We start from the raw sequence: 18,739 nt of genomic DNA, 5'->3' as shown, positions 1-18,739 counted from the left end.
TCCTAGGGTGGTGATCATGAGTGCAGAACGTGATCTGACCCGGCTCGTCGCCGGGATGCGGCCGGAGCTCAACTCCGGCCGCTACGTCTTCACCACCGTGGACGGCCCCGCTCCGGCGGGGGTCGTCCCGGTCGCCACCGTCGCCGAGCGCGAAGGGCTCACGCTGGTCGTACGCCAGGAGGAGGCGGACGACGCCGGTCTGGCGTACGACTACGTGGCCGCCTGGATCACGCTGCGGGTCCACTCCGCGCTCGACGCGGTCGGACTGACCGCGGCCGTCTCGCGGGAGCTCGCCAGGGCCGGACTGAGCTGCAATGTCGTGGCGGGTTTCCACCACGACCACCTGTTCGTCGAACATGCCCGGGCGGAACAGGCGTTGGCCGTTCTGAAAGAACTTGCGGAACACCCCGACCGGTCCGCCGTCTGACCCTCGCAGGGGGCGTATACGGGCGTACGCTGGGGTCTTCGCGGGGCCCAGCGGCCCGGCCGCACTCATCCGCGCGCCGGGTGTGCGCCCCCGGCGTGGGGGTGGAGGAACGTGGCAGTGCAGAGTGGCGGAGCGGGCCGCCGGGGATTCGGCCTCTTCGAGCGCGAGGCGGAACTCGCCGCGGCGGAAGAGGCGTTGAACCAGCTGACCGGTCTCGGCGACGACGAGCCGTGGCCGGAACCGGACGATCCGGACGAACGGCTCCCGCTCCCGCGCGAGGCACCCGGCCCCGAAGCGCCGGGCGGGCTCCCGCGGGAGGGCTCGGCCGGGCCGGAAGCCCCGGCGCTGCGGCTCCTGCGCGGCGTGCCCGAACCGGCGCGCCCCGCCGGCCGCCAGGAGCAGGCGGCGGTCCCGGTGCCTGCCGGGTACGCGTCGACGGGACGCGCCACCCCGCCGCCCTTCCGTACGCCCCGCGGTGGCGTCCTCGCCTACGCCGCGCCCGCCGGCCTCGGGAAGACCACGCTGCTCGCCGAGATCCGGCGGCGCGCCGCCGGCAAGGGATGCACCGTGCTCGCGGCGCGCGGCGGCGACCAGGAGCAGCGTGTCGCCTTCCACGTCGCGCGGCAGCTCCTGCAGCCGCAGCTCGCCGCGGCGTCCGACACCGAACTCCGCGCCCAGCTCGGCAGTTGGTACGACATCGTCGGCCCCGCCCTCGGGCTCTGCGCCGCCGGCGACGGCGGACCACCGGACCCGCAGGGCCTGCGCGACGGGCTCGACTGGGTCCTGACCCACCTGGCCGTCCGGCGCGCCCCGCTCGTCGTCGTCCTCGACGACGCCCACTGGGCCGACCCGGAGTCCCTCGGCTGGCTCTCCGCCTTCGCGCCGCGCGCCGAAGAGCTCCCCATGCTCCTGGTCGTTGCCTATCGGCCCGACGAACTCCCGGACAACGGCGACGAGTTCACCGGACGACGGTCCGGCAGGCGGCCCCTCGGCCTCGAACCCCTCACCTCCTCCGCCATCGCGAGCCTCGTCCGCGACCGGGTCGGCTCGCACGCCGACGACACGTTCTGCCGTGAGTGCTGGACCGTCACCTCCGGCAACCCCTTCGAGGCCGTCGAACTCGCCGCCAAGGTCCGCGACCGGGGCCTCGAACCCCGGGCCGAGGCCGCCCACGAACTCCGCGACCTCGCCGCCGCCGTCAAGGGCAGCGGCCTCGTGGCGACCCTGGAACGGCTCGGCACCGCGACCGTCCGCCTCGCGTGGGCCTGCGCCGTCCTCGGCACCGAGATCTCGCCCCAGCTGGCCGGCGCCGTCGCGGGGCTGGGCGGCGAGGCGGTCGCCGACTGCGCCGGACGCCTGCGCGACGCGCGCGTCCTCGCGGGCACCGAGACCCTCGAGTTCGTCCACCCGCTGATCGCCACCGCCGTCTACAAGGCCATCCCCGCCGCCACCCGTGTCGCACTGCACGGGCAGGCCGCCTGGTGCGTCATCGACGCCGGACTCGGCGCCACCGCCGCCGCGCGCCACCTCCTGGAGACCCACCCGGAGGGCGACCCCTGGGTCGTCGGCCATCTGCGCGAGGCCGCCCGCGAGACCCTGCGCGCCGGCGCCCCCGACGCGGCCCGCCGCTTCCTCGCCCGCGCCCTGCGCGAGCCTCCCGCCGACGAGGAACGCGCCGCCGTCCTCTTCGAACTCGGCAGCGCCTCCCTGCTCACCGAGCCCGCCACCACCGTGAACCACCTCCGCGCCGCCCTGGAGGAGCCCGTCTCCGACCCGGCGCTGCGCCACGGCATCGTCTACCGCCTCTCCCAGGTCCTCGCCCACAGCGACCGGCTCGTCGAGGCCTCCGAACTCCTCGGCCGCGAGTCCCGGCTCACCACCGACGCCCGCAGCAGGCTCCGTATGCAGTCCGAGAAGTTCATGTGGGACGCCTTCCGGGCCGACGAACCCGACTCGCCCGCCCGCTCCCGCCGACTGGCCCGCCTCGCCGACCGGCTCACCGGCCGCGACCTCACCGAGCGGTACGTCATCGGCCTTCGCGCCTGGGACGCCACCCTGCGTGCCGAACCCTCGGCCGTCGCCGTCGACCACGCCGACCGCGCCCTGGAGGGCGGCCTCAGCTGGGCCGACGAGAGCCGGGGCTTCGAGGTCCCGGTCCTGGTCGCGCTCACCTTCCTCTACGCCGACCGGCCCGGCCGTGCCGAGGAGCTCTTCGCGGCCGGCACCGCCGAGTTCGAGCGCCAGGGCTGGCGCGGCGCCCACCTCTCCTTCGCGTACACACTCCAGGGCTACATCCGGCTGCGCCGCGGCCGGCTCGTCGAGGCGGAGGACTTCGTCCGCGCCGGCCTGCGGCTCGCCGAGCGCGTCGGACCCCGCACCCCCGCCCACTGGTACGCCGTGGGTGTCACCATCGAGGTGCTGCTCGCCCGGGGCCGGGTCGAGGAGGCCGCGCGGATCGCCCGGACCCACGACTTCGGCGAGCCCTTCCCCGCCGCCGTCACCTTCCCGGACTCCCAGACCGTCCACGCCGAACTCCTCCTCGCCACGGGACGCGTCGAGGAGGCGGCGGCCGAGCTGGCCGCCGTGGGCCGGCGCCTCGACCCGCGCGGCATGCGCAACCCGGCCTGGTGCCCCTGGCAGTTCCACCTCGCCCTCGCCGAGGCGCGGGAGACCCCGGAGCGGGCCACCGCGACCGCCCTGGAGGCCGTGGCCCGCGCCCGCCAGTACGGCGCGCCCTCCACGATCGGCCAGGCGCTGCGCGTGACGGCCGAGGTCGTCGGTGGCGACGAGCGCGTGAAGCTCCTGGAGGAGTCCGTCGACTGGCTGGAGCGGTCACCCGCGGCGTACGAGCTGGCCCGCTCCCTCGTGGCCCTCGGCGCCGCGCTGCGCCGCACCGGACGCACCGGCGAGGCCGCCGACTACCTCTACCGGGGCCTGGAGGCCGCCCAGACGTGCGGGGCGGACGGGCTGGGGGACGAGGCCAGGGCGGAGCTCGCCGCCGCCGGGCTCAGGCCCCGGACCCTCCACCCGGCCGGCACGGACACACTCACCGCGCGTGAACACACCGCGGCCGAGCTCACTGTCCGTGGCGAGGACGCGGCGGCCGCGCTGGGCGCCGACGAGGCGGCGGTGACGCAGCTGCTGTCCGCCGTCTACCGCAAGCTCGGCACGGATCGCGCGGGCCTCGCCCAGGCCCTCGGAAAGACCGGCCGGGAGCCCCACGAGAGCGGGAGCCCCGGCCGCCCCGACTGAGCTGCCCGGCGCCCTCGTCGTCCCTGCTCACCGGCGGTGAGCAGGCCCGCCGTGGTGCGCGTCGCCCGGGTGTCGCGGCGTGTCGCCGAGGTGCCTCGGCCGGAGGCGCCCCGGCGCGTCGCGGTGGGCGCCGGGGCACGTACCATGGCCGTATGTCCTTCCTCCGCCGCCGCAGCGCCGCCACACCCGCGGGCCCGGACTTCGACGTCCTGGCCATGGACCCGGGGGACTGGCCCGGCAATCTCGGCGCCGGCCTGCTGCCCGCGCCCGACGGAAGCTGCCAGGGCGTCTTCCTGCGCTACGACCTGTTCGGCGGCCGTGGTCCCGCGATGATCATCGGCAACCTCCCGGAGGGCTCCCCGGCCCGCGAGCTCGCCGAGGGCCAGATCCCCTTCGAGGTGGCCCAGCTCCTCGCGGCGCTGGACAACGACGAGCCCGTCGAGGTGCTCGACACCGAGGACATGCCGGTGATGCAGGGAGACAACCTGCTGATCGTGCGCCGCCTGAAGCTCTCCGAGAGCCGTATCGCCTGCGTGCAGTTCGACCGCAGCGACAACGTCCTCGTCACGATCGCCAGTTGGGACCGTCCCATCACCGACGATCTCTACGCGCTGCTCAAGCCGCTGCCCGCCGAGCTGTTCCAGCAGGGTTGACGAGAGGCGGGGGCCGATGAGCGCACGCGTCGACAGCTGGATCTGGGCGGTCCGCCTCACCAAGACCCGCTCGCAGGCCGCCGCCGCCTGCCGGGCCGGGCACGTCAAGGTGAACGGCGACCGCGCCAAGCCCGCACAGCCGGTGAAGCCCGGCGACGAGGTGCGCCTCTTCCACGGCGGCCGGGAGCGGATCGTCGAGGTCAAGCAGCTCCTCACCAAGAGGGTCGGCCCGCCCGTCGCCGCCGAGGCGTACGTCGACAACAGTCCGCCGCCGCCCCCGCGCGAGCACGTGGCGGTGGCCGCGGTCCGGGACCGCGGCGCCGGCCGTCCGACCAAGCGCGAGCGCCGCGAACTGGACCACCTGCGCGGCCGGTCCGCCTGACGTCGGGCTCAGGACACCTCGACGACGGTTCCCGTCTCGCGGGCGCGCTCCGCGGCGAGCACGGACAGGTGGCTGAGCAGCGACTCACGCGGGCCTGACGAGACGAGCGAGGGGTCCTCGGCGGCGACCGCCGCGACGAACGCCTCCATGAGGCCCTCGTCGCCGCCGCCGTGACCGCCCGAGGCGGACATGTCCCCGGCGGGGACGGTGTCGATCTCCTCGGTGGCCCCGGTGCGGAAGTCATGGATGTGCAGCATGCGGCCGTCGCCCCGGATCTCGCCACGCGTGCCGAAGATCCGGGTGTGACGGTTGGCCATCTCCGTGAAGCCGGTCATGGTGAAGGTGGCGGTGGCGCCACCGGCGAACTCCATGGCGACGACCTGATGGTCGACGACGTCGTTGTCGCAGGCGTACACGCAGCGCCCGTACGGGCCGGTGCGAAGCGCCTCGTCCAGGGCCGGCCCGGTGAATTCGTCGAGCACGACCGACAGCGGCCAGCCCTTCTCGCCGGCGGCGAGCCGGTCGCCGTAGATCCGCACGGCGTCGAAGGCGCACTCGCCGCGCACGGGGCACTCCACGCACCGGTCGGCGGCGTCCTGGGGGCGGTTGGCGGGCGTGAAGTGCGTCAGACGGCCGAAGCTGGAGACGCGGGCGGGCGGCTCACCGATGATGTGCTGCAGCCAGTCCAGGTCGTGGCACGACTTCGCCATCAGCATGGACGTGGCCTCGTCCGAACGCCGCCAGTTGCCACGGACGTAGGAGTGCGCCTGGTGCCAGTGACCGACCGGCTCCAGATGCTGCACGCTGACGACGTCCCCGATGCGGCCCGCGTCGACGAGGCCCTTCAGCACCCGGGTGTACGGGGTGTACCTCAGGACGTGGCCCACGGCCAGGATCACTCCGGCCCGCTCGACGGCGCCGACGATGGCGCGACAGGACTCCTCGTCCAGGGCCATCGGCTTCTCCAGCATGATGTGGTACCCCTGCGCCGCGAACGCCAGAGCGGGCTCCAGATGGTCGCGGTCCAGGGTGCAGAGCAGGACCGCGTCCGCGACGCGGCCGCGCTCCACGATCCGGCGCCAGTCCGCCACGGCTGCGTCGGGGGCGAGGCCGTGCTCGATGGCGAAGCGTTCGCGCCGTACACGCAACGGCTCGGCCACGCCCACGACCCGTGCGCGGTCCGGATGGTGCAGGGCGTAGCGGGCGTGCCGGGTTCCGCGGTCACCCGCGCCGACCACCAGCAGCGTTGTCGCGTCGGACATGTGTCGCTCCTTCTTTCACAGACATCCGGGGGAGGTGACGGCTGTTCGTCAGGTCATGGGAGTCAGTGACTCGGGATCGTCGAGGAGTTCGCGGTTCACGGCGTCCAGAGCCCTGCGGACGGCGCCGCGCGCCACCACCGCGTCGCCCAGGGTGCTGGCGGTGATGGGCGGCACGTGCTGGGTCATGTGGTCGAGTTCCTCGGTCAGGGAGGGGACCAGGGCGTCGGCCAGGGGGCTGATCCCGCCGGCGAGGACCACGAGCTCGGGGTCGACCGCAAGGATCAGGGCCGCGATGCCCGGGGCCAGCCGCCGTGCGAAGTCGTGGACGGCCGCGAGGGCCTGCGGGTCCCTCTCCGCCGCCGCGCGGGTGAGCGCCTCGATGTCCGACTCCCCGGGCAGCCGCTCACCGTTCCAGCGCAGGGACTCGCGGGCCGGCCCCAGGCCGAGGTGGGGAAGCGTGCTCATCTCGCCCGCACCGCCGCGGCGCCCTCGGTGCAGACGCCCCGACAGCAGCAGCCCGGCGGCGATCCGGCGACCGGCCAGGATGCAGACGGCGTCGTCCACCAGCGCGGCCGAGCCGCGCCAATGCTCGGCGACCACGGCCAGGTTGGCATCGTTCTCGACGAGGATCCGGCACGGGAACGTGTCCGCGAGCCGCCGGGAGAGGTCGACGTCGTTCCACTCCGGGATCACCAGTGACCTGACCCGGCCCGTGCTGTCGACCATGCCGGGCACGCCGACCGCGATCGCGAGCAGCCGGTCGGAGGACACGGAGTGCGCGGCGAGGAGTGCGGCGAGACGGGTGCGCAGGAAGTCGAGACGCGCCAGCCCCGTCATCTCCGGATCGGTGTCCGCACGTACCCGGGCGACCGTCTCGCCCGCGAGATCGGACAGGTCCATCACGACCTTGTGCAGGCCGATGTCGACGCCCACGACGAGGCCCGCCTCACTCCGGAACCGGAAGGAGCGGGCGGGCCTGCCACCGGCCCTTCCCGAGGGGATCCCCTCGGTCTCCGCCACCCATCCGCGCGCGGACAGGGTCTCCACCAGGGCCTCGATCGTGGGCCTGGACAGCCCGGTGGCGGACGTCAGCTGACTGACCGTCTGGGGACTACGGGCGTGCAACGCGCGGATCACCACCGCGGTGTTCATCTTCCGCAGACCGGCCAGGTCCTTGCCCCGTATGCCACTGGGCACGTCCGCCTCCTCCATCGGCCCCTCGGGGGTGGGCCTATGAAAGAGAGTTACACAACCTCGGCCGGGGACGCCAATGGCATTCCAGGAAGCGGACAGCTGCGGTTCCCGGGGTTCTACAAGAGACTTGGCTTACCTCCTTGACGAGGTCGCCCGGGGAGAGACATGCTCTCCCCGAGCTCGCCACGGCCTACGCAGAGAACAGGGCGGTCAGCCGCGCCGCCGAGGTACCGATGCCGGTCGGACCTCGCCGGGCCAGTGACGTACCACTGCCGGAGCGCACCTCGTCGGGGCCGTAACGACGCACCCCCCGGTGCCAGTTGAGGATCCCCGCGAGCCAGTCCTCCAGCTCGCGCACATACGACTCGAAGGCGGCGCGCCCTTGCGCATCGAGACCGAAGTCCTGGTACAGCAGCGGCAGTTCGTGCCTCTTCACATGCTCGAACTGTCGCAGCCGTCCGTGCATCAGATCGTCGACCATCGACACGGCCGTCGGGTAATCGCAGTCGAAGAACTTCTGCAGGACGAGGACACCGTTGTGGACCTCGCCCTCCACCTCGATCTCCTTCTGGTACGAGAAGAGATCATTGAGCAGGGCCGCGTAGTCCGAGGCCGAGTTCTCCAGCGCACGGACCGTGCCGCTGTCGAAGATCCCGGGCGGCAGCCCGTCCGTGCGCCGCAGTCTGCACAGCAGCATCGTCATCTCCGAGCCGAAGGTGCGGCGCCGCATCTCGATGTAGTCCACGGGGTCGGGGACCCGGTGCTGCGCCTGGTTGTGCAGCTCCCACATCCAGCTGTCGAGCATCCCGTCCATGGCGCAGCGGAGCCGCGCCCTGGCGTCCAGGCCCATCGGACCCGCGGTCCGCGTCCACAGATCGGCGAGGGCACGCTCCATCGGACTCACGGCCGATACCCGCCCCGCGTCCGGATCGGTCACCGACATCGTGGACTTGAGACGCTCGGTGCACTCCTTCGCGCCGATCAGGTTCCGCGGCCGGCCGAAGACCAGCGGGTAGTAGTCGTCGCCGTACGTGCCCCACGTCAGCCACTCCGCGCTGAGCTCCAACTCCTCCACCGTGGCGTCGGGGTCGAGCCCCGCCGAGCAGAGCGCGAGGTCGAAGCCCTCCATCATCGGGCGGTCCCAGATGTCGTCCAGGAGCCCCATCCGATCCGCCCAGTCCTCGGACCGGCGCTTCGCCTCCTGGTGGTGCGGGTTGACCGTCAGTGGGTAGGGCAGGTCGAAGTCGGGCAGCAGCGACGCGCCCACCCGCTGGTGGGGGACGTGCGTCAGGGCGCGCAGACGGGCGGCGGCGGGTCGGCCGAAGAGGGTCGCGATGTCCAGGGCGGAGGTGCCGATCACCCCGTCGAAGTGTGAAGTCCCGGTGGTCAGTCCTTCGTTCATGTACCGGCTGGAGCGCAGGTGCCATTCGTGGCCACCCGACTGCCAGTCCTGCAGCCCCTTCGTGTACGCCGCGACCGCCGCGCACTCCGCGGGGCTCAGCCTCTCCTCCAGGCACAGGCCCGGGACCTCGGTCAGCGCCGTGTTCTCGAACTGGTGGAGCCGTGAGGTGAGCAGGTCGTTGACGGCCTCGGCCGCCTCCTGCGTCGTACAGCCGAGAAACTTCTCCAGGACGAGCACACCGTTGCTGTTCTCGCCCTCGTCCTCGACCTCCCGCTGGTACGAGAAGAGGTCGTTGCGCAGGTGGACCGCGTCGGAGAACGTGTCGCGCAGCACCAGCAGCGGCCGGGAGTGCGCCACCTGCTCCGGCACCTCGGCGCCGGCCGCGTACTCGACAAGTCCCGCCGACCAGGGCGCCCCGCCCACCTTGCGGCGCATCTCGATGTACTCGACGGGGTTGGCGATCCGGCCCTCGTCGATGTTGTCGAGCTCCCACAGGGACTCGTACAGCAGAGCCTCGGTCGCCGTGGCGAACCGTTCCCGCCAGGCGGCGGACATCGACGGGACCGTACGCCGCCACAGGTCCGCCAGGCCGGCCTCCACCGGGTTGGTCGGCTCGGGCACGGGTGAGGACGGGCCCTTCGGCATGAACAGCGGAAGCCGGTCCAGATACGCCTTGCTGCCCGGCCGGTCCGGGGTGCGCTTGAAGACCTCCAGGAAGTGGTCGTCGAAGAAGAAGACCCACGTGTACCAGTCGGTGACGAGGGACAGCGCCTCGGCGTCGCAGTCGGGGTGGGTGTACGCGCAGAGCAGCGCGTAGTCGTGCGAGTCGAGGTCGTGCTGCTCCCAGATGCCGGAGCCCTCCAGCATCCCCATCTCCCGCGCCCACTCCCGGGTGTGCGTGCGGGCGGTCTCCACGTGGGGATTGAGCCGCGCCGGATACGGGACATAGAAATCCGGCAGGACGAAGGGCTGAGCCATGCGTGCGGGGCCTTTCGATGGGCGTGGGCGTCGACCGGCCAAGCCCTACCCCCGGCCCGGGAGACCCACGCGGCACCGAAACTAGTCATATGAACGACGTGAGGGTGTCGCCGGCCCCCTCCTCCGGCGACACCCCTCCGCGCTCCGTCCGGACGCCGCTCAGGCCCGGGAGACCCGCACGTCAGCGGCCTTCACGAAGGCGACCCGATGACCGAACTGGATCTCGTAGTACTCCTCCTGGCCCCGGACGACCCGGTGCCCCGCGGTGTCGAACACCGGAGCGAAGTAGTACTCGCCCGGGGTGCGGCCGCCCACCACGTACGACTGGCCCGCGAGCAGCCTGTACGGCAGCGGCGACACCGCCTGGACCGGCACTCCGGCCGGATACGCCGAGGCCTCCGGATAGGCCCGCCCGTACACCGGTACCTCCGCCAGGCCCTCCCTCGGGGTCAGCACCGGCCCCCGGGAGCCCACCGCCGTACGCTGCGCCTTCGGGTCGTGGAACCAGGCCTTCTGACCCAGGTACCAGATCGCCGTCCAGTCGCCCCGCCGCTCCGCCACCGCGTACTGCTGGCCCGTCGAGGCCCGGGCACCGGTGTCGTCGACCCCGGTCGTCGAGTCCTGGCCGTCCGGCCGCAGCCCGACGTCCTTCACCAGCGGGGCGTCCGCGTCCGGCGCCGTGTGCAGCCGGACGGCGCCGGAGCCGTGCGGGGCGCACGCCTCGCCGGCCTTCACACACCCCGTGTAGACCGGCTGGTGCGCGGTGTACTCCGGGCGGATCGTCACCACTCGCGCGTCCGGGCCCGCGGTCGGCGTGAAGGGCCTGCCGAGCAGCCTGAAGTAGTGCGCCCAGTCCCAGTACGGCCCCGGATCGGTGTGCATGCCGCGGATCGTCGACGTCGTCGTGCCCGGCACGTTGTCGTGTCCGAGGACATGCTGCCGGTCCAGCGGGATGCCGTACCGCCGGGCCAGGTACCGCACCAGACGCGCCGAGCTGCGGTACATCGCCTCCGTGTACCAGGAGTCCGGCTCCGTGAGGAATCCCTCGTGCTCCAGGCCCACCGACTTGGCGTTCACGAACCAGTTGCCCGCGTGCCAGCCGACGTCCTTCAGCGGCAGATGCTGCGCGACGTGGCCGTCCGACGAGCGCAGCGAGTACTGCCACGACACGTACGTCGGGTCCTGCACCAGCTGGAGCGTGACGTCCCAGGTCGCCTCGGTGTCATGGACGACGATGTATTCGATCGACTGGGACGCGGGCCGGTCCGCCTTGTCGTGGTTGCCGTAGTCCCCGTCCCCGAACTCCTCGTACGGCGCCGGGACCCACTCGCAGGCGACCGTCCTCGGGCACTCGGTCCGACCCGTGTCCGCCGTCCGCAGCCCCAGCGACGCCACCTGCCCGGTCTCGGGCACGAGGTCCGCGTCCGCCTTCAGTGTGACCACCTGCCCGCTGTCGGTACGCCGGGACTCACCGGACCGGATCACGTCGAACACGTCGTTCGCGTACGTCGTGGCCGTCGCCGTGTCGTCGGCGCCGGAGTAGCGCGCCACCGCGCCGAACCAGTCGGCCGGGTCGGCGCTGAGCGGCCGCCCCGAACCGCGCTGAGCCGCGGCGAGGAGGGCCGCCCCGCCCTCGATGTTCGCCGAGGTGCTGGTCCGCAGCTCCCGCGCGGGAATCCCGGTCAACGCGGCCGCCCGGTCCAGCGTCCTCAGCCGCTCCGGCAGCCGTGCCGCCGTGGGCGGTGCGGGCCGCGTGTCGGAGCCGGCCCGCGGCGCGCGGGAACCGTCGCCCCGCGCGTCCTCCTCCCCGTGTGAGTGGTGCGGGGCCTCCGCGAGCGCGGTCGCCGCGTCCGTGAGGTGCATCGGGCCGTAGCCGCCGGTGACACTCGGGGCGCCGCCGTGCGCGTCCCACCGGGACTGGAGGTACGCCACCGCCAGCAGCACGCTCGGCGGCACGCCCTGACGTTCGGCGGCCGCCGCGAACTGCCGCTGGAGCGAGCCGGCCGCCACCGGCTCTGCCGTGGCAGGCGGCGCGGCCGACAGGAGGGGGAGGAGCAGGGCGGCGGACGCCGCTGCGCCCACCGCTCGGGGAACCCGTCTGCGCGACACGGAACGGTGCAAGGCAGCCTCCGAGACCAGGGGTGACGAGGGGCGTGCGGGGCCGGACCCGTACAGGGGTATCGGCTTCCGGACGATCCGTCAATCACCCCTCGACGCACGGAACTTCCCATGTCAGATGGGATGCCGGGAGAGTCGCACGGAGTTTCGCGGCGACGGCTCGCGGGCCTGCGGCGCGTCAGAGGCGTGGACCAATGGGCGGAGCGCACGGCGAACGGCAGAACGCCGCGCACCCGGTGTGTCGGCACCGGGCGCACGGCGTGTCACCACCCCCGTGGAACGGTCGGCGCGGCCTCAGCGCGTACCGACCGCGGCGCGCACGGCCCGCCGTGCCATGGCGCAGTCGTCGTGCAGCCGCCGCAGCAGCCGCCGCTGTTCCTCACCGGGCGAGACCGCACCGGAGGGGACGGGTACAGAACCGGCCGGCGGAGCCTCCTTGATGGTGCGCTGCACCGCGGTCTCGTACGTACGGATCTCCCTGGTCAGGACGATCATCAGGTTCACCAGGAAGGCGTCCCGGGACGCCGCCCCCGCCTGCTGGGCGAGCTGACTGATCTGACGCCGGGCCGCCGGCGCGTCACCGAGCACCGACCACAGGGTGGCCAGGTCGTAGCCCGGCAGGTACCAGCCCGCGTGCTCCCAGTCGACCAGGACCGGTCCCGCGGGCGAGAGCAGGATGTTGGAGAGGAGGGCGTCCCCGTGACAGAACTGCCCCATGCCCTGCCGGCCACCGGCGTGCGCCAGGCCGTGCAGCAGTTTCTGCAGGTCGTCCCGGTCACGGTCGGTGAAGAGGCCCAGTTCGTGGTAGCGCGCGATCCGGGACGGGTAGTCCAGCGGCGCGTCGAAGGTGCCGGCCGGCGGCCGCCAGGCGTTCAGCCGGGCGATCGCGCCGAGCGCCGCGCGCAGATCCGTGCGGGGCGGAGCCTCGACGGGGTGGCGCGTCAGCGCCGCCGCCCGCCCCGGCATCCGCTCGATCACCAGCGTGCAGTTCTCCGGGTCCGCGGCGATCAGCCGGGGCGCTCGCACCGGGGGCCGGTGCCGGACGAAGGAGCGGTAGGCCGCTATTTCGTGCTGGAACCGCTCGACCCACGCGGGGGAGTGGTCCAGTAAACACTTCGCCACGGCCGTGGCGCGCCCGGTGGTGCCGACGATCAGCACGGAACGCCCGCTCCGTCGCAGGACCTGCACGGGGTTGAACTCCGGGCAGATCCGGTGGACGGACGCGATGGCCATCCGCACCTGGGCCCCCTGCGGGCCGGACAGGTCGATTCTTCCGCTGAGCGGCTGAGCGGCACTGCCCGCCCATCGCCTCGCGCGGGCCGCCGGAACGACGGGGGCGAGGTACGGTCCGCTGCCGACCGGTACGGGACGGTGCTGCGGCCGGGGCGGGGCGGACACGGAGGACGATGCTGTGTACATGGAGGAGACAGATCCCTTCGTGTGCCGACAAGTTGCGTGCGTCGCCCCGCCCGACCTCCGGGCCGCACCCTGGGGAATGTGGGCCGGTTGCCGGGGCGGGGTGGCGCGTTCCTACCTGACACCCCGGCGCGGGTGGCGGAACATCGGGCGCACCCTGGCGAAGCCTGGCGAATAGTCGCCAGCCCTATGACAGGGGGTTACTGTCAACTCAGCCGAGAACCTGGGGGCTTAGACGTGACCGGACAGACCAACACCCGCCTGGCAGACCTCTTCGGCCTCGCCGGCTGGTCCAAGGGAGAGCTCGCGAGACTCGTCAACCGGCAGGCGGCGGCCATGGGCCATCCGCAACTGTCGACCGACACCTCACGGGTGAGGCGATGGATCGACATGGGGGAGACCCCGCGCGACCCCGTACCCCGGGTGCTGGCTGCACTGTTCACCGAGCGACTCGGCCGTGTCGTGACCATCGAGGACCTCGGGTTCGTACGACACGGGCGCGCCGGGAGACGGCAGAACGTCAGGAACACCGACAACCCTGACGGGCTGCCCTGGGCGCCCGAGCGTACGGCAGCGGTCCTCACCGAATTCACGGGAATGGACCTCATGCTCAACCGACGCGGCCTGATGGGCGCGGGCGCCGTGCTCGCCGCCGGCTCCGCACTCAGCAGCGCCATGCACGACTGGCTCCACACCGACCCCGCACGCGCCGCGCAGGCCCCCCGTGCGAACGATCCCCTCCACGCCGACCCCGCTGGGTTCGACCGCTACGAGGCCGCCCCCATCGGGTCGGAGGAGATCGAAGCACTGGAGCGCTCGGTGGAGGTGTTCCGAGCGTGGGACGCCTCCCGTGGCGGCGGTCTCCAACGCAAGGCGGTCGTAGGCCAGTTGAACGAGGTGGGCGGCATGCTCGCCTACCGCCACCCCGACCACCTCCAGCGCCGCCTCTGGGGCGTCGCGGCCAACCTGGCCGTCCTGGCGGGCTGGATGTCCCACGACGTGGGCCTGGAACCCACCGCCCAGAAGTACTTCGTCATCGCCGCCCACGCGGCCCGTGAGGGCGGCGACCGGCCGCGCGCCGGGGAGGCACTGTCCCGCGCGGCGCGCCAGATGGTCCACCTGGGCCGGCCCGACGACGCCCTCGACCTGATGAAGCTCGCGAAGTCCGGCTCCGGCGAGGAGGTTCTGCCGCGTACGCAGGCGATGCTGCACACCATCGAGGCATGGGCGCAGGCGTCCATGGGCAAGGGCCAGGCCATGCGCCGTACGCTCGGCGAGGCCGAGGACCTCTTCGTCTCCGACCGGTCGGACGTGCCGCCGCCCAGCTGGATGCAGAACTTCGACGACGCCGACATGCACGGCATGCAGGCCCTCGCGTACCGCACCCTCGCCGAACACGACCCTGCCGCCGCGGTTCCCGCGCAGCGCCACGCCAAGCTGGCCCTGGACCTGCGCCGCAGCGGTCACAACCGGTCCAAGCTCTTCGACTACATCTCCCTCGCCTCGGCCTGCTTCATCGCCGACGACCCGGAGCAGGCCGACCGGTACGCGCGGCTCGCCCTGGTCTCCATGGGCGAGACCTCGTCCCACCGCACCTGGGACCGGCTGCGTGAGATGTACCGGCTGACCGGGCAGTACGCCGGCTACGCCAAGATCGAGGACCTGCGCGAGGAGATCGCGCTCGCGCTGCCCGAGCCTGCGGCGAAGCGGCCGAGGGCCCGCGGGATCTGAGGGCCGGTCCGACTCCCGACCGTACGAGCAAGGGCACACCGGCACGTGCCGGTATGCCCTCCTGAGAGGTGCTCGCCAAGCGTGCTCGCTCCGTGGTGCGGGGTGGCACCGACGGCGCGCGACCCGCGAGCCGGCGGGCGGCGTGAGCTGGTCTCGGCACGAGGTCGACGGCCCGGCGCGGAGCCTGCGTGTGCTGTGGGGCCCGTGCGTGCTGTGGAGCCCGTGCTCCCGAGGCGGAGCCAGGGGCTCGCGGCGAAGCTAGTGGCCGACGCGGACCACCATCAGGCAGGCGTCGTCCTCGCGCGGTGCCTCACCGAACTCCTCCACCACCGACCGTACACAGTCCTGCGCGTCGCGGGCCCCGGCCAGCCGCGGAGCCAGCGCGAGCAGTCGCTGCGTACCCGTGTCGTCCAAGCCGCCGCGGCGGGTCAGCCCGTCCGTGTGCAGCATCAGCAGGTCCCCGGGGAGCAGCCGGATCTCGGCCTCCTCGTACGTGGACCCGGCCGTCGCTCCCAGGAGCACGCCGTCGGGCCGCTTCAGGGCGCGTCCCGTCCCGTCGCGGAAGAGCAGCGGGGCGGGGTGCCCTGCCTGAGCCCAGGAGAGTGTCTGGCTGACCGGTTCGTAGCGGCAGCACATCGCGCTGCCGAGCGCCGGCTGCACCGCCGACTCCAGCAGTTGGTTCAGATGGCCCATCAGGGCGCCAGGGCGAATTCCGGCCACGGCCATGCCGCGCAGCGCGCCGAGGAGCATCGCCATGGAGGAGGTCGCCGAGACCCCGTGACCTGTGAGGTCACCGACCGTCAGGAGCGCGTCGCCGTCGGGGAGCGCCAGCGCGTCGTACCAGTCGCCGCCGATCAGACCGGTCGAGGCGGCGGGCAGGTAGTGGCCCGCCACGTCGAGCGGGGCGCCCGGGCCGCCGTGGGCGAAGCGCAGGGAGCCGCGCCAGGGCGGCAGCACGGCCTCCTGGAGCTCGACGGCGACGCGACGCTCGGTGCGCTCGATGTGGCGACGGCGCTGCAGGCTGTCCCGGGACTCGCGGACGGCGCGCTCGCTTCGGCGCAGCTCGCTGACGTCACGCAGGACGGCCCACATGGAGGCCGTGCAGCCGTCGGAATCGAGGACCGGCTCGCCCATCATGTGGAGCGTACGGACCCGGCCGTCGGTGCGGACGATGCGGAACTCGCCGTCGATGGGCTTCCCGTCGATCAGGCAGTCCGTCACCATCGCCTGGAGCACGGACTGGTCCTCGGCGAACACCATCGAGGGAAGTTCGTCCAGCGACATCGGGCCGCTCTCGGGGGTCCGTCCGAAGATCTGGTACAGCTCCTCGGACCAGCTCACCTCGTCGTTCAGCAGGTTCCACTCGGCGCTGCCGACGCGGCTGAGGAGAGAGCCGGTGCGCGCGGCCGGGACGCCGTAGGCGGCGCCGGGATCGGAGACGCCTTCGGCCTCCACCTCGATGACATCGGCACCGGGCGTGGCGGGGAGCTCGTCGGGGATGCCGGCCTTGAGCTGGCCCAAGTGGGCGCCCAGGTCGTCGAGCTGATGTACGGCCAGATCGCAGAGCGCACGCTGCCAGCGGTTCTTCGGGTCGTCCTCGTCCAGGACCGCGTCCCGGCGCACGGCGTCCACGTCACCGCGCAGACGGCGGGTCTGCGAGATCAGCGCGTCCACGGTGCCGGGCTCCGGCGGCTGGGCTGGACGGTCCGCGTAGAGAGGGGACGGCATGTCGTACTCCGATACAGGCGCGACGCGGGCGAGCGGTGGAACAAGGCCCGGATACGACTGTTGCACAGGCGGAGACACCCCGTAAGGGATTTGGCAACACTCGATACGGTGGTGCTTCTGACATATGCCAACGGCCTGTCGATTATCGGCCATCGAGGTGGTAACGGCGCGACACCGTGGGAAGGTTACGGTGCTGGTGTGGTGAACGACGAGGGCGGACCGGTCTTCTAGGCGGGCGCGGGACGGACCACCCGGATGCCGAAGCCGAAGGTCTTCGTCGACAGGGCGATCCCGATGAAGAGGAGTGCGAAGTGCTCCTGGCCGCGGGCGGTGGCGATACCGCCGAGGTCGAGCAGTGAGTCCTGGGGCCAGCCCAGATCACGTAGCAGACCGCTCACCGTCTCCTTGGCCTCGGCGTCGTCGCCGGACAGGAAGAGCGTGCTCGGCCCCTCGAGGGAGCGCGGTGCGACCATCACGACCCGGTCGACCGTGCAGAGCGTCTTGACGACGCGCGTCCCGGGGAACGCCCGCTGGATCTCCTCCCCGAGGCTGACCACCGGGTGCGACAGCGACTCGTCCTCCAGGAAGCCGACGGCGACGTCCAGCAGTACCTTCCCCTCCAGCGCGGACGCGCCGACCGACTCCAGGAGCGGCACCGAAGCAGTCCCCGGCGTGGCGTTCACCAGCACCTCCGCGTGCGTCGCGGCCGCCGCCGGATCACCGACCCGGACCCCCGCGTCCAGCAGCTCCCTCAGTTCCGTGAGCAGTTGCGGGTCCTCGGGCCGCCGTGACCCGAGGACGATGTCATGGCCCGCGCGAGCCCAGCCCGCCGCCAGCGCCCGTCCCACATTCCCTGTGCCGAGAATTCCGATTCGCATGGCCACGACGCTAGGCGCCACCCGCCCCGTACCGCATCGGACGATGGTCGGGCCCGCGCGGCTGACTGGCGTAGGCCCCGTGGCCTAGGGCCGGACCGGGCCGACGCCACGCGCCGCGCTGCCTGAGCGGCCGGAGGGTCCGGGCTGCGATGATCGTACGTATGCACGCCTCTTCCTCCTCCGCGCCGGCCGACGCCCTCACCACCGAGCGCCTGCTGGTGCGTCCCGTGCGCGCGGCCGACGTGCCGGCCGTCACCCGGCTGTGGACCGACCCCGAGGTACGGCGGCATCTCGGCGGGCCGGTGACCGAGCAGGTCGTACGGATCCGCCAGCGGCGAGTCGTCGGCGCGGCCGGCGTGCACGCCGTGGTGCGGGCCGCCGACGGGGTGCTGCTCGGTCTCGTGACCGTCGAGCCCGGGGCAAGGGACGGGGAGACGGAGATCTCGTACCAGTTCCTGCCCGAGCACTGGGGGCACGGCTACGCCCGCGAGGCCGTCGCCGCCGTCCTCGACGCCACGCTCCGCGACACGCCGAGTGTCGTCGCCCTGACGCAGGAGGCGAACCGACCCTCCCGGCGACTCCTCGAAGCCGTCGGCATGACCCACACCGCGTCCTTCGTCGAACACGAAGCCCACCAGGTCCTCTACCGGCGCCGGCGCTGACCCCCTCCGCCCGCCCCCCTCACCGGACCTTCTCGCCCGCCGCCAGCTTCGCCACCATCCGCTCGAGCCGCTGCGCCCGGCCCTTCGGCGTGCGGGCCTGCCACAGCCGAAGGATCACCAGGTACTGATCGGTCCTGCCGAGCCCCTCGTAGAAGAGCCGTGCCCGCTCGTCGGCCGCGAGGGCCGCCGCCAGATCGTCCGGTACGGTCGCCTCCGCCTGCGACGGGTACGCGGCGTCCCACCGGCCGTCCGCCTGGGCGGCGGCCACCTCGGCGAGCCCCGGCGCGCGCATCCGGCCGGCCGCCGTGAGCGCCTCGACCTTGCGGACGTTCACCCGCGACCAGAGGCTGCCCGCTCTCCGCGGGGTGTACTTCTGTACGTAGTACACGCCGTCCCCGCCCTTGCGCTGCCCGTCGATCCAGCCGAAGCAGAGCATGCAGTCGAGGATCTCCGGAATGGTCAGCGACTCGCCTCCCCCGCCCTTCTTGGCGATCCGCAGCCAGACCCCGGGTGTGTCGGCGTGGTGGGCCTCCAGCCACGCCTCCAGCTCCGTGGTCTTCGTGACGGTGATCAGTTCGAGTCCCTCGTACCGCTCCATGGGACCACGATATGCGCCGGCCCCGGCCCCGGCCCCGGACGTACGAGCGGCCTTCTCA

General features: G+C 72.8%; 14 protein-coding genes. 6 read left to right on the top strand and 8 right to left on the bottom strand.

Annotated features, from left to right (window positions below; all coding sequences use genetic code 11):
- The first annotated feature begins 16 nt into the window (after window positions 1-16).
- The 4 genes from ACZ3IJ_RS11440 to ACZ3IJ_RS11425 all read left to right on the top strand — a co-directional run bounded on the left by ACZ3IJ_RS11440 (window position 17) and on the right by ACZ3IJ_RS11425 (window position 4,714).
- Entirely contained in the window at window positions 17-427 is a 411-nt protein-coding gene (locus ACZ3IJ_RS11440) for an ACT domain-containing protein (RefSeq protein ID WP_467467450.1), read from the top strand.
- 414 nt (window positions 428-841) lie between these two features.
- Entirely contained in the window at window positions 842-3,679 is a 2,838-nt protein-coding gene (locus tag ACZ3IJ_RS11435) for an ATP-binding protein (protein WP_467467668.1), read from the top strand.
- Between the two features lie 152 nt (window positions 3,680-3,831).
- On the top strand, window positions 3,832-4,332 hold the full coding sequence (locus ACZ3IJ_RS11430; RefSeq protein WP_352189247.1) for a hypothetical protein: 501 nt from the start codon (window positions 3,832-3,834) through the stop codon (window positions 4,330-4,332).
- Window positions 4,333-4,348: 16 nt separating this feature from the next.
- Window positions 4,349-4,714, top strand: coding sequence for an RNA-binding S4 domain-containing protein (locus tag ACZ3IJ_RS11425; protein ID WP_467467449.1), 366 nt, complete (start codon window positions 4,349-4,351; stop codon window positions 4,712-4,714).
- 8 nt (window positions 4,715-4,722) lie between these two features.
- Here the strand turns inward: ACZ3IJ_RS11425 and ACZ3IJ_RS11420 are convergent, their stop codons facing one another.
- The 5 genes from ACZ3IJ_RS11420 to ACZ3IJ_RS11400 all read right to left on the bottom strand — a co-directional run bounded on the left by ACZ3IJ_RS11420 (window position 4,723) and on the right by ACZ3IJ_RS11400 (window position 13,087).
- Window positions 4,723-5,976, bottom strand: coding sequence for a Gfo/Idh/MocA family protein (locus ACZ3IJ_RS11420; RefSeq protein ID WP_467467448.1), 1,254 nt, complete (start codon window positions 5,974-5,976; stop codon window positions 4,723-4,725).
- Window positions 5,977-6,024: 48 nt separating this feature from the next.
- Window positions 6,025-7,173 carry an ROK family transcriptional regulator gene (locus tag ACZ3IJ_RS11415; RefSeq protein WP_467467447.1) on the bottom strand — a complete coding sequence of 383 codons (1,149 nt, stop codon included), beginning with the start codon at window positions 7,171-7,173 and terminating at the stop codon, window positions 6,025-6,027.
- A 187-nt stretch (window positions 7,174-7,360) separates the two neighbouring features.
- Entirely contained in the window at window positions 7,361-9,550 is a 2,190-nt protein-coding gene (locus ACZ3IJ_RS11410) for a terpene synthase family protein (RefSeq protein ID WP_467467446.1), read from the bottom strand.
- A gap of 159 nt (window positions 9,551-9,709) precedes the next feature.
- Window positions 9,710-11,632, bottom strand: a complete 1,923-nt coding sequence (locus ACZ3IJ_RS11405) for an N-acetylmuramoyl-L-alanine amidase (protein ID WP_467467445.1) — start codon at window positions 11,630-11,632, stop codon at window positions 9,710-9,712.
- 330 nt (window positions 11,633-11,962) lie between these two features.
- Window positions 11,963-13,087: an aminoglycoside phosphotransferase family protein gene (locus ACZ3IJ_RS11400; RefSeq protein ID WP_467467444.1), complete on the bottom strand. Its 1,125-nt coding sequence runs from the start codon at window positions 13,085-13,087 to the stop codon at window positions 11,963-11,965.
- A gap of 234 nt (window positions 13,088-13,321) precedes the next feature.
- Here ACZ3IJ_RS11400 and ACZ3IJ_RS11395 point away from each other — a divergent pair, with 234 nt between their 5' ends.
- Window positions 13,322-14,815 (top strand): DNA-binding protein NsdB, encoded by a 1,494-nt coding sequence (locus ACZ3IJ_RS11395; RefSeq protein ID WP_391799234.1) that lies wholly within the window; start codon window positions 13,322-13,324, stop codon window positions 14,813-14,815.
- A 258-nt stretch (window positions 14,816-15,073) separates the two neighbouring features.
- Here ACZ3IJ_RS11395 and ACZ3IJ_RS11390 read toward each other — a convergent pair whose 3' ends face one another.
- Window positions 15,074-16,543 (bottom strand): PP2C family protein-serine/threonine phosphatase, encoded by a 1,470-nt coding sequence (locus ACZ3IJ_RS11390; protein ID WP_467467443.1) that lies wholly within the window; start codon window positions 16,541-16,543, stop codon window positions 15,074-15,076.
- A gap of 227 nt (window positions 16,544-16,770) precedes the next feature.
- A complete protein-coding gene (locus ACZ3IJ_RS11385) occupies window positions 16,771-17,421 on the bottom strand; it encodes an NADPH-dependent F420 reductase (protein ID WP_467467442.1) in 651 nt (216 codons plus the stop codon).
- Between the two features lie 161 nt (window positions 17,422-17,582).
- Between ACZ3IJ_RS11385 and ACZ3IJ_RS11380 the strand changes: the two genes are divergently transcribed.
- Entirely contained in the window at window positions 17,583-18,083 is a 501-nt protein-coding gene (locus ACZ3IJ_RS11380) for a GNAT family N-acetyltransferase (protein ID WP_467467441.1), read from the top strand.
- A gap of 19 nt (window positions 18,084-18,102) precedes the next feature.
- On the opposite strand, the gene ACZ3IJ_RS11375 is transcribed toward ACZ3IJ_RS11380, so the two are convergent.
- Window positions 18,103-18,681: a YdeI/OmpD-associated family protein gene (locus tag ACZ3IJ_RS11375; protein ID WP_467467440.1), complete on the bottom strand. Its 579-nt coding sequence runs from the start codon at window positions 18,679-18,681 to the stop codon at window positions 18,103-18,105.
- Window positions 18,682-18,739: the final 58 nt, after the last annotated feature.

Source organism: Streptomyces sp. NPDC013317 (assembly GCF_055563155.1).
This window is presented reverse-complemented; position numbering and strand designations above follow the sequence as displayed.